9 protein-coding genes and 1 other annotated feature are annotated in these 11,420 nt (G+C 28.8%); of the genes, 4 read left to right on the top strand and 5 right to left on the bottom strand.

All coding sequences use genetic code 11. The annotated features are described in order from the left end of the window. Window positions 1–1,572: 1,572 nt before the first annotated feature. Window positions 1,573–1,959, bottom strand: a complete 387-nt coding sequence (locus tag COL3_RS20120) for a hypothetical protein (RefSeq protein ID WP_008426023.1) — start codon at window positions 1,957–1,959, stop codon at window positions 1,573–1,575. A gap of 130 nt (window positions 1,960–2,089) precedes the next feature. Next, complete coding sequence (locus tag COL3_RS28925; RefSeq protein ID WP_008426021.1) at window positions 2,090–2,254, bottom strand: hypothetical protein; 165 nt, start codon at window positions 2,252–2,254, stop codon at window positions 2,090–2,092. Between the two features lie 159 nt (window positions 2,255–2,413). Between COL3_RS28925 and COL3_RS28920 the strand changes: the two genes are divergently transcribed. From COL3_RS28920 to COL3_RS20100, 4 genes are all read left to right on the top strand, one after another. Continuing rightward, window positions 2,414–2,587: a hypothetical protein gene (locus tag COL3_RS28920; protein ID WP_008426019.1), complete on the top strand. Its 174-nt coding sequence runs from the start codon at window positions 2,414–2,416 to the stop codon at window positions 2,585–2,587. A gap of 1,214 nt (window positions 2,588–3,801) precedes the next feature. Continuing rightward, a complete protein-coding gene (locus COL3_RS20110) occupies window positions 3,802–4,839 on the top strand; it encodes a galactose ABC transporter substrate-binding protein (protein ID WP_008426016.1) in 1,038 nt (345 codons plus the stop codon). Window positions 4,840–4,974: 135 nt separating this feature from the next. After that, window positions 4,975–5,292 (top strand): hypothetical protein, encoded by a 318-nt coding sequence (locus tag COL3_RS20105; protein WP_008426014.1) that lies wholly within the window; start codon window positions 4,975–4,977, stop codon window positions 5,290–5,292. 58 nt (window positions 5,293–5,350) lie between these two features. Next, window positions 5,351–5,683 carry a hypothetical protein gene (locus tag COL3_RS20100; RefSeq protein ID WP_008426013.1) on the top strand — a complete coding sequence of 111 codons (333 nt, stop codon included), beginning with the start codon at window positions 5,351–5,353 and terminating at the stop codon, window positions 5,681–5,683. 1,752 nt (window positions 5,684–7,435) lie between these two features. Here the strand turns inward: COL3_RS20100 and nhaA are convergent. From nhaA to COL3_RS20085, 3 genes are all read right to left on the bottom strand, one after another. Next, window positions 7,436–8,644 carry a Na+/H+ antiporter NhaA gene (gene nhaA, locus COL3_RS20095; protein ID WP_008426009.1) on the bottom strand — a complete coding sequence of 403 codons (1,209 nt, stop codon included), beginning with the start codon at window positions 8,642–8,644 and terminating at the stop codon, window positions 7,436–7,438. An 85-nt stretch (window positions 8,645–8,729) separates the two neighbouring features. Then, window positions 8,730–8,783, bottom strand: a sequence feature (sodium ion sensor (DUF1646 type); this cis-regulatory element may regulate processes involved in with the transportation of sodium ions). A 120-nt stretch (window positions 8,784–8,903) separates the two neighbouring features. After that, entirely contained in the window at window positions 8,904–10,319 is a 1,416-nt protein-coding gene (locus COL3_RS20090; protein ID WP_008426008.1) for a spore germination protein, read from the bottom strand. A gap of 247 nt (window positions 10,320–10,566) precedes the next feature. Continuing rightward, on the bottom strand, window positions 10,567–11,334 hold the full coding sequence (locus tag COL3_RS20085) for a polysaccharide deacetylase family protein (protein WP_008426007.1): 768 nt from the start codon (window positions 11,332–11,334) through the stop codon (window positions 10,567–10,569). Between the last annotated feature and the right edge of the window lie 86 nt (window positions 11,335–11,420).

Genomic DNA, 11,420 nt, shown 5'->3' with positions numbered 1-11,420 from the left:
AAGCTCGAACTTTAATATTTTCTGCTATCACTTAACTTTAAATTTTCTTCAAAACTAAAGGGCCAGAAAGAAACAATATGCAATATCTTAAAGCTCCGCCTTAAGCTATTACATTGTTACTTTCTTTGGAGGTTTCTTTAGGTGCACCTAGTGACTTCAAGGCTCAAATCTTCGCCTTCAAGTCAAAGGATGGAATAATCAAGCTTATTAAAGTCAATTAATATATTTAGATAAGTAGGTTGAAAGTTTTTTATAACTCGCATGAGATTTTTATCTTTAAAGCTTGCCTATTCCTTTGATTTTAACTCGCTTTGCTCAAACAAAGGATGAAAAGTACAAGCTAATTGTTATTGATTATAATTTTCTAGGTATTTATGTTGATTTAGTAAAAGATGCTTATAGCATAGGCATATAGCTTTTACTTTTCTTTGATGAGATTTGCCTGCGGCAGCAAGGAATTAATTTATAAGAGGATTCGCCTCTTGCAGTAAAGCTGCTATATCATTTACGTAATTTTTATATGTTATTACGTACGTATCTAGTTTCTAAAGTAGTACATTACAACTAATTAATGATCTTATACCATACTACCTTCTATTAGATGTAGTTACTATTATTATATCTATATACGTATTTTTTAAAGGACAGGTTAATTTACTTTATAGTTCTTTGGGTGCCTTAACCACCACCCAAAAATGGACAAGTCATCAGCAACAGCTTCTAAGTGCCTAAAAGTCTCCTCAATACTCGGAGCCTTTTATTCACTAAGAATCTGTATGCATTAGATGAGTCCATTGTTTGGGTTCCCGGTGGGGCACTTCGGGATGGAGGTTTTTATGATTAAATTAAAATGTATAAATATGCAGTTATATTCTTTTTTTAATTAGCATAATATTAGTATTCCATCCCTCTGGCTGGAACTTTTGTTTATGGTTCTTTTTAGTTTATTATAAAATTATTGTACTTGGTGCAGAGAAATATAAAGATAAGGTTTAATTGGTCAGACAAGCTGGCAATGATTTTTTGGGGGCTTAGACATGCCCTCACAATTATATAAGAAAGTTTTAGTAATGTGACGGCATGCCTATCTTGTACAGGCTTAGTTTTATTACTATAATGCTTGATTCTGTAGTTTTTACGCTCTAAAAATCCAATCACTAAAAATAATAAATTATATTACAATGAAATTATTTTTAGTGATACGATTTTCAGAGCTGTTATCTACTTTTAATTATGTAGAGGTATTAAAAAGCCTGTCCAAGATCGCCCCCACTTGATAAATTATGGATTTTCCTCTTATGTAGTTTTTTCATTCCTTAGGGTACATTTATTTAAAATTAAAGTAAAGATACGCTGCGCTTTTGATCTTGACTTTAATTTTAAATAAATGGGTAAAGTTGATATGAAAATCTATGTGATATTATGCTACTCAGCTGGACATGCTGTTTTTAAAGCATTGGTTGGACCTTTCGGAATATGGATTTAACTATTTTCTTTCATTAATTGGTTTCTGGTGCCAAATGCTTGTCCTAATTATTCCTTTATTTATAGGGGATTTCTCCCCCTATGTATTTAGTATGGCAAATCATCACATGACAGGCTTTCTAATATATTTTCATGTTCTACATTTACTTGCTTATAATATTCTTCCCTGATTTTTTCTATATCCTCATTTCTTTCAGCTTCATAATCTATAAAACTTCCTCCATCAATTCTAGCTCTAAATGACTTCCAAAATTCATAATCATCATTTGTAACACTAAAGATTCCTTTTCTTCCTATATTCTTGTTATAGCTTAATTTCAAGCCGTAAAGACTTAAAGGGGCACCATCATACTCAATAATTATTGAGCCATCCTTTAGCCTATAAGCTGTTTCAGAAAACCTAAACCTTTCATCTTCTCTTAAATATATGTACTCTGCTATTAATATTTTTGATTCATATTTTCTCTTTTCCACGTTTATGACCACCTTTTCTCATTTTTTTCTCTTCCTTTTCCCCTATTTTTATTATTCCCACTTTTAAAAATCTTAGACAATATTTATGTACAAAAAAAGCACCTTTTTAGGCACTTTTACTATTTATAATTTATTCTCCAATACATAATTTCATATATCCTCTTATTGCCTTACTAACGTCTTTTCCGTTCCTATGGCAATATGCTTCAAAGTCTTCATATAACTTGATTTCACATTCCACATGAAGCTGCTTAGTTGGTGGTTTTGCTTTTCTAATTATCTTTTTATTTTCCATTATGTTTCCACTCCCTTCCTTTCAAATAGTCTAGCCAATAATCATAATTCTTATACTTAAATTTCTTTAAAAAATATACAAATAAGTACAAGTAATTACGAATATTTGTTCGTAATTTAGGCAATAATTATAATATCAACTTAAGAAAGGATTATATATATGAGATACTTTTCATTTACAAAATGGCTTACTACTAAAGAAGCATTTAATTCATTTGGTCATTATAAAGAATGGCTGTCATTTTTATCAAAAGAAGAATCTAAAAAAACTGATTTATACTATCACGAGAAATACCAGTATTTTTTAAATTACCTACAGACTGAGTGGGATTAGCAGCATATGCTTTTCCTATCTCCTATATGAAAATACATACATGAAAGGATTTGATCAAATGACATTTACAACATGGCTTATAAAAGAAAAAGGCTTTGCATCAAAAGCTCAATTTGAATCACTTGTAAATACATTACCTTATGGGTGACGAAGAAAATTAATTCTATACTATAAAATGGAATATGAATACTACCTTGATACAAGGCCAATGCAGCTTAAACTTGAAATAAAATAATCCTGGAGAGGTCCTCTCCAGGATTGTTTCATTTCCTTTGATATCTCCACAAACTGCAGAATCAACTACTAAAATTATAGGACAAGCCACTGTTGTTTTTTGGGCAAATACTTAAGCTCCATAGAAAATAAATATTGTACAGGGGTGAGTGCTCGCAATCCCCTTTACAATATTTATTTTCTATTGGTATAATTGCTCTTCCAAAAAACTTTATTTTAAAAAAGCTTTGTTACTATGACCTTAAAATCAAACTTTTATTTATTCAACACTATATCTATATATTTAACTTGACTTGTGCACTAAATCGAGTAATTTTACCAAATGGCTTAAAATCAAGGTTTATCAAATATCAAAGAATAAATTTTAGATATACTGTACTCAATGTTTTTGTATACATTTGATTTGTTTTCTAAAATATAACAAGTTTAAACCTATATAATTCTAAAATTTATGCTTGAAAATAATAAAATATTAGTTTTTTGGCATATATGTGCAAATCGCTGCACAAGTCTAGTATTTAAATTAATTTTATGAATGGAGCTTGTTTAAAATTTCCTTTTTGGTACTTCCGTATGCCATAATCATCCAGCTCTATATATGAAAAAGAATGATCTACTAGGGTGAATAGACCATTCTAAATACTGGATATTTATATTTAATAGAGATAAATAATGTTCTAACTAATTATATCAATAATATGACATAATATAATTTTCTCGATCTACACCCTGATTTACCATTATGTATCAAGTATGTCATATTCTATAAACAATGTTTTCTTAAAATTTCATTTAGGGAAAAAAACGTATCTTATTAGGGGCTGTGTGGTGTCAGCCTATCAATTTTAAATAAACTCCAAATACGGAGGGGAGATAAATTCGTTAGAATAAAATATTTTATAATAAGAATAAATTTGAAATAAAACGATAAATCTAATATTAAACATTTATGATTCAGTAAAGATATCTGGAGGATTAAAATGAAAATATTAAGAAGAATATTAATTATAATTATATTAACTGTAGTATCAATGAATAATGTTCAAAATAACATATATGCTAAATCACAAACAATTGCAGAAAATCCAACTAGAACAGCTGTAATATTATTTAGCTTTGATGATCCATATATTTCATTGGTTCGTAAAGATCTGGAAAAAATTAAAAGTAAAGACAATGTCAACTTTACTTTTTATGATGGCAAAAGAAATCAAAACATACAAAATACAATTATAGATTCAGTTCTACAAAGCAATAATTATGATCTTTTATTGGTAAACTTAGTTAATTTAGATCGAGATACAGTAGCTTCAGTCGTAAATAAAGCGAAAGAGAAAAATGTTCCAATAATTCTATTTAATACAGTACCATTTGATACCCAACCCATTAAATCGTATAGTAAAGCTCTGGTTATATCAACAGACGCTAAACAATCTGGTATTCTACAAGGAGACCTTGTTGTTAAAGAATGGAATTCAAACAAACAAGCTATGGATATTAATGATAATGGTACATTGGAATATATCCTTCTAAAAGGTCCTGAAAATATAACTGTAACAGTTGATAGAAGCTTATATTCTATTTCAACAATTAATACCGCTGGAATAAAAACACTAGAAATGTTATCAAAATCTTGCTATTGGGATGAAAAATGTGCTGAAAGTTCTATGGAATTATTGTTTTTAAGATATAATGGCAAAATTGGAGCAATAATATCCAACAATGATGCTATGGCAATAGGTGCTATAAAAGCACTACAAAAATATGGATATAATAAAGGTGATAAATCAAAATATATTCGTGTTTTCGGAATTGATGGAATCCCTGAGGCTATAGATTTTATTAATAAAGGATTCATGACTGGTACAGTTTTTCAAGATCCCACTGAAACAGCTGAAGCTCTTTATGCTGTAGGAATGAATTTAGTTCATAATCAAGCTCCTCTTGAAAATACAAATTATAAATTTGATGAAACAGGAGTTACAATTCAAATGCCTTATCATGAATATAAAAAATAATCAATGATAAATTAGAATGAGTTGTAAATTCATTCTAATTAATTTACGTTTTGAATATATTATTCAAAACTACGCATAATAATTAAACAAGTTATAATTATTTATAACAAAACTATGATGAGGTGTTTATCCCAAATGAAAAGATTTTTTATTGCATTCTTTATTTTTTTATTTCTGTCACTTAATATAGTTATTGCCCATTCCTTAACTCAACCTCAAACTTTAAGTAAAGGTATTTATACATTAAAAGATATAAACTTATATCCAAATACTGCTTATACTGTACAGAATATTTCGCCTAATGAATATATTTATTTACTAATTTCCGACTCTAATGAAATTGTACATCAATCTATTGAGTTAGAGCCATTATCAAAAAAATATAATTTAGAACCTCTGCGTGATGACTATATATTGAGCATTGTTGGTAAAGGTAAAGTTATTATATCCTAAACTATATTACTTATAATATAGTTTACCTTTTTAATTCTATAAAGTAGGTGTTAATATTATGAAAAAGTTTATTTTTGTACTTTCACTTTTTTTATGTTTTTCGTTTACTAATAACGCAACATATTGTATCGGTATAAACAACATTATTAAACAAGGTATGTATACAATATATGATTTAAATTTATCCCCTGATATTGATTATACTGTTCAAAATAATTCTTTTAACGAACGTGCTTTCGTAGCAATTTTTGATTCTAAGCCTAGTTTAATTCAATTCTTTCGCTTAACAGCCCAATCAAGAAAATATGATTTAGCCACTCTTAAAGATGGATACACTATTCTTATACTCGGTAATGGAGAGGTGATTTTTTCTAAAAAGATACTAAGATAGATAGTATCTTTTTATTTTATTCTTTATCCTTTCTATTCTTATTTGTAACCTCTTTTATAAACTTCTTTTGATATTATTATTAAAAAATTTAAATATCTTTTTATATAACCTTACAATAATATATCTACACAATATATACAGACTGCGCATCATCATAATTTCTATTTCCAATACTTTTATTTCACAGGGCGCCGTCAATGTACTTGCTTTTCTGCCTGTCCTTATTAGTAATGAGTGTTATTGAAGCGAAAGAAACCGAATCATTAAAAATAATTACCTCTTATATCTATTTATATTATTTTTAGTGATTGGATTTCTTAAGCGGAAAGAACGCCATTACTAGTAAGGAGTAGCAGGTAAGTATGTACATTGTGGACCTGCCTTCACTTTCCAATAAATCTTATCTCTATCTTGTGAGGGCAAGTCCAAGGCGCCCTTTTCTTATGCATATGCATCACTTCTCCATAAATCGTGTAATAAACCAATAGTACCTCTCCATAATCTTTAGAGCAATCTATATTCCATATGCTTTCTATGGTTCATAGGATTTAAGGCGCAGCCTTTAATCCTATCACTGCATCTAAATTAATCTATGAAGAAAGTGTCAATGTAATTCCACTGGAGCAAAGCTCCTTGGAATTACGTATTGACTCTTTCTGAAGTTAAAATTTAGAAGTAAATTTAAAGAATCGTCATAGGAAAATAAAAACATTAACTTTCTCTTCACATTCTTACATTTTAATAAAAACTCTTATCTGCGCATGCAGCATTATCTCCAGTATTACAATACACCAAAAACTATAGTAACACCTTCTCCATCATCTTCATCAAGAAACTCTAATACAGCAAAGAAGGCATGTACATTTAGCTAAATAACGTTTCCCGAAGTGTCCCAGCTGAAATTAAGGAAAAACCTTCAATTTTCAAAATCTTTATAAACACAAAAAGACCATAAAAAGTTCATGGCCTTTAATATTTTAGCTTGGACATTTACGGGACAACGACTTATTCTAGCGAAGTGTGCATGCCTTCTGCGCCCATCGGGTACCCAAATAAAGGACTAGTCTAATGCCTAGAAATTCTTGACTTAGATGAAGTTGAAGCTTGCCGGAAAATTCATCTAAGTCTAGAAGTTCTTGCTGTATGACTTGTCCTTTTTTGGGTGATGGATTAAGCGCCCAAATAATTTCTCTTATTAGAGTCTCATATTACAGTAAGTACGTATGTAACTATAACAAATCTATCTATTTATAGAGTAAACAAATTAACTACATACTTATAAACAAAATATAATATGGATTACATTAATAACATTCTAATAATTAAATGAAAATACTAATAGGTTAGAGCTGTAGCTCTAACAAATATATTTTTAATTGTCACAGCCCTTTAGGGCTAGGACAATTTCCTTGCTGCCGCAGGCAATAAAATCAATGAAAAATGTAAGCTATACACCTATCCTGATATTAGCATGTACTTTATGACTAGCATTTATAAATAGAAATACCACTTTCTTCACCTAGCTTGTGTTTTTCTTCCTTTGTTTGAGCGAAAGCGAGCTATAAATTAACTTAATAGAAAAGCTTTATTATAGATATTATTGTCTTAATTTAGAATTCATCAACATTCCTCTCTATAAATATTTGAAATAATAACATAAACTTATCAACTTGTTAGCAGTTCTTTAAAAGATAAATTTAATTTTATAAAATTATTTCGAAACTCTTTTTAAAAGTTCCTGATTGCAGTTATTTAAAATGTACTTATTTTTCTACTTTTTGTCTTTATAACTTTAAAAACTATGGTTCCATATATTGCTGCTAAAATTGAAGCAATCATAATGCTCATTTTTGCCATAGATAATATAGTTGTATCTGTAAATGATAACGATGAAACAAATATTGACATAGTGAATCCAATACCGCCAAGGACACTTGCACCATATAAATGTCTTTTTGTTACACTCGATGGAAACTTAGCAATTTTTAATTTTACTAAAATATATGAAGTTCCAAATATACCTATTTGTTTGCCTATAAAGAGACCAAATATAATTCCCAAACATGCTGGCGAAAATATATTACTTGAAAAACTATCAGCGTTGATTGTTATACCTGCATTTGCGAAAGCAAATATTGGCATAATTACAAAGCTAGACCAAGGTGTTAAAGTGTGTTCAAGCTTATATAATATGGAATTTTTAAATTTGTGAATATTTTCTCCAATTGGCAATGTCATTCCAAGTAAAACTCCGGCAATTGTTGAATGTATGCCCGATTTTAGAAGGCAAACCCATAAAATTAAACCCAAAATAATATAAACAGATGTATATTTAACTTTGAATTTATTAGCTAATAACAGTGCAATAAAAACTATTAATCCTATACCAAGAGCTAACAATGAAATCTGACTATTATAAAATACTGCTATTACTATAATAGCTCCCAAATCATCAACTATAGCTAAGGCTGTAAGAAAAACAATTATACCTTTAGGTGCATTTTTTGCAACTAAGGAAAGCATTCCAATAGCAAATGCTATATCAGTTGCCATTGGTATTCCCCATCCTGTGATAGTTGGGTCGTTATAATTAAATAATGCATAAATAATTGCAGGTACTACCATTCCTCCTATAGCTGCTGAGATCGGAAGTATTGTTTTCTTAAATGATTTAAGCTCTCCAAATACTACTTCTCTCTTTATTTCCATACCAACTACTAAGAAAAATATAGCCATTAATCCATCATTAATCCAATGAAGAATTGACATTGATAAAGAGAATTTTTCATATCCAACAGTTACATATGTATGAAGTATATGTTCGTATATTTCTGCAAAACTTGAGTTCGCAATTATAACTGCAGCAATAGCACATATTAAAAGTATTATTCCACTTGAAGATTCACTTCTAAAAAAATATAAAAATGGACTTAAAACTTTGTTTTTAATCTTATCCTTCATATCTCATATCCTTTCTTTTAATTAATTATTATTTAAATCCTCACTGAAAAAAATTAAACAAAAAAAGTGGGAATACTCAAAAAAGAGTTTCCCACCCCAGAAACTAATTGCTTGAAAACAAATATAAATTTGTCCAACCGTATCTAGTTATATTTACTTTTTATTATCGCATTAATTATAGTATATATTATGATAATAATCAAGTATTCATAAAATCTCACCGTATTATAGCTTCTAAATGGCTTTGCACTCAATGCACTTATTGAACGTCATTTGATATTCTTGTTCTAAACAGTACCCCTTTAAGTTTTTGCCAATTAAATGGTACTAATGGATAAAAATATTTATCTCCAGCTATTGTTTTAGTACTTGCCATTATTATAAATATAAATATAATACCGCCTATAAATCCCCAGAAACCAAAGAATCCAGAAAGTACCAATAAAATCATTCTTGCAAATTTTACAGCAAAATTCATTTCTATACTAGGCTGAATGAAATCCCCCATGGTTACTACAGCCATGTATAAAACAGCTTGATTGGTAAACCAACCTGTTTTTATTGTATATTCACCAAGAATTAAACCTCCAATTAAAGACATAGTACTTCCAAGTGGGCTTGGGGTATTTAAGCCTGCTAGCTTTAATAAATCCATAGCAAATTCTAAAAGTATGAATTGGTATAGCATTGGAATAGGAAAATAATCCTGAGGTTTTAAAAAATTGAAAAAACTTGAAAAAAAAATATTTCCATTTATAAACAGTAAGTATATTGGGGTAAATAAAATTGTTGAGATCATTACTAAATTTCTAATAATTCTTAAATAATTTCCAGTAAAAACCGGAAAATAATAATCATTTACGTTTTGTAAAAAATCAAAAACTCCAGTTGGAAGAATCATAACATTTGGTGAATTATCAACAATGACGATTATTTTTCCTTCAACTATGTGTGCAGCCGCTATATCAGGTCTTTCAGTATACCTTACTTTTGGTAACGGATTAAACCTATTATTTGTACACATAGTATCAAGTAAACTTCGATCGCCAAGAGTCAAAGCCTTTATATCTACTTTTGATAAACTTTCAACTATTAAATCGTGTACTTTCTTATCTGCAACTCCATCTATAAATGCAAGGCAAACATCTGTCTTTGATACATCTCCTATTTGATGTATTTCCATAACTAATCTAGGATCTCGTATTCTCCTCCTGATAAAATCACAGTTAAATACTAATTTTTCAATAAAGCCGTCTCTTCCACCTCTTAAGGTTTTTTCTTTTTCGGGTTTTGATGAATCTGCCCCTGGGTAAGTACGTAAATCCAAAATTACAAATGCAGGATAACCTTCAATAAACATTATTGTTTGACCTGTTAATAATGCTAAAACAATTTTATCTAAATCAGTTTCACCTTTAACAGACACATGGCTAACTTCATTATTTATGAAATCATTTATTGTTGCATATGAATTCATAGTCTCAGGAGTTATCTTAAAAAATGATTTTAATATCTCCTCCATAATATTATCTTTAATAAATCCATTTAAAAAATACAGAACAGAATTTCTCCCCCCTACTACAAATGGTCTTTCAACAATATCAAAACTTTTATCTATTGCTAAATGTGAATGAATTAACTGAATATTTTCTTGATAATTAGATGAGACATTCAAAGTATTTAACCTTCTTTCTTTAACCAAATAATAGGCCTAATAAATTAACTAAAAAAGTCGAGTTTCATATAGAGCAGTGCGCCTTATATAAGTAGTATGACATTCATTAAAAATTGTATTCATTATTTTAACTTATTTGAAATAAAAGGAGCTTGCAAATCAACCGCTAAAAACATAGCAAAACTAATATACAATAAAATTATGTAAATGTTGCGGTACTCAATTTCTAGTAAATGCTTACTAATACTTATTTTTTTATTGGAAAATATAATTCTGCTGTTTCATCTGTAATAATCCTAAACTCATATCCTTGGGACTTATAGTAATCTATTATTTTAGGAAGTGCTTTGCATGTATTTTTATTCATATCAGTACAATGCAAAAGCAATATAATATTATCAAGTTTATCGCTTCCTTTTATAGCTTTTACATATAAATTATACGGTTGAATCTTTGGATTTAAGCCATCGCAGTTATCCACATTCCAATCATATACTCTGAAATTATTATCATGTAATTTTTTTAAATAATTTTTACTTAAATGCTTGTAACTACCACCCGGGAATCGTATTATATTTGGTGCAACTCCAATAACTTCTTGAATTTCGCTTCGACAAAACATCATTTCCTGTATGAACCTATCTTCGTTACAATAAATCTTTCTAAAATTATGAGTATATGTATGAAGACCAATACTGTGCCCTTCGTTGTATATTCTCTTTACCACATCTTCTTTATCTTTTATTTGACTGCCTATCAGAAAAAAAGTCGCTTTTACTTCATTTTCTTTTAATATATCTAGAACCTTGCTAGTTACTTTATAACTAGGTCCATCATCAAAAGTTAAATAAATTATTTTTTTATCCTCTTCAGCAATTGCCTTGCTTTCCAGACATTGCTCATTATTCAATAGAATAGAGGATGTCATAGCACTGCTTATATTTTCATCAAATATAGAGATAATAAAAAATAAACTTATAAAACTTACTAAAACATATTTAAACTTATTTTTCATTTTTTCCTCCTTAGTAACATTTATCTTAATGATATAATTTCTTTATTTCTTATTGTTTACTTTATTAAATGCTTTTATTTCTGTTA

It is taken from the genome of Clostridium sp. LS, from assembly GCF_002760435.1.
Taxonomy (GTDB): Bacteria; Bacillota; Clostridia; order Clostridiales; family Clostridiaceae; genus Clostridium.
Note: the sequence above shows the minus strand (reverse complement) of the source record. Positions and strands in the feature narration are given on the sequence as shown.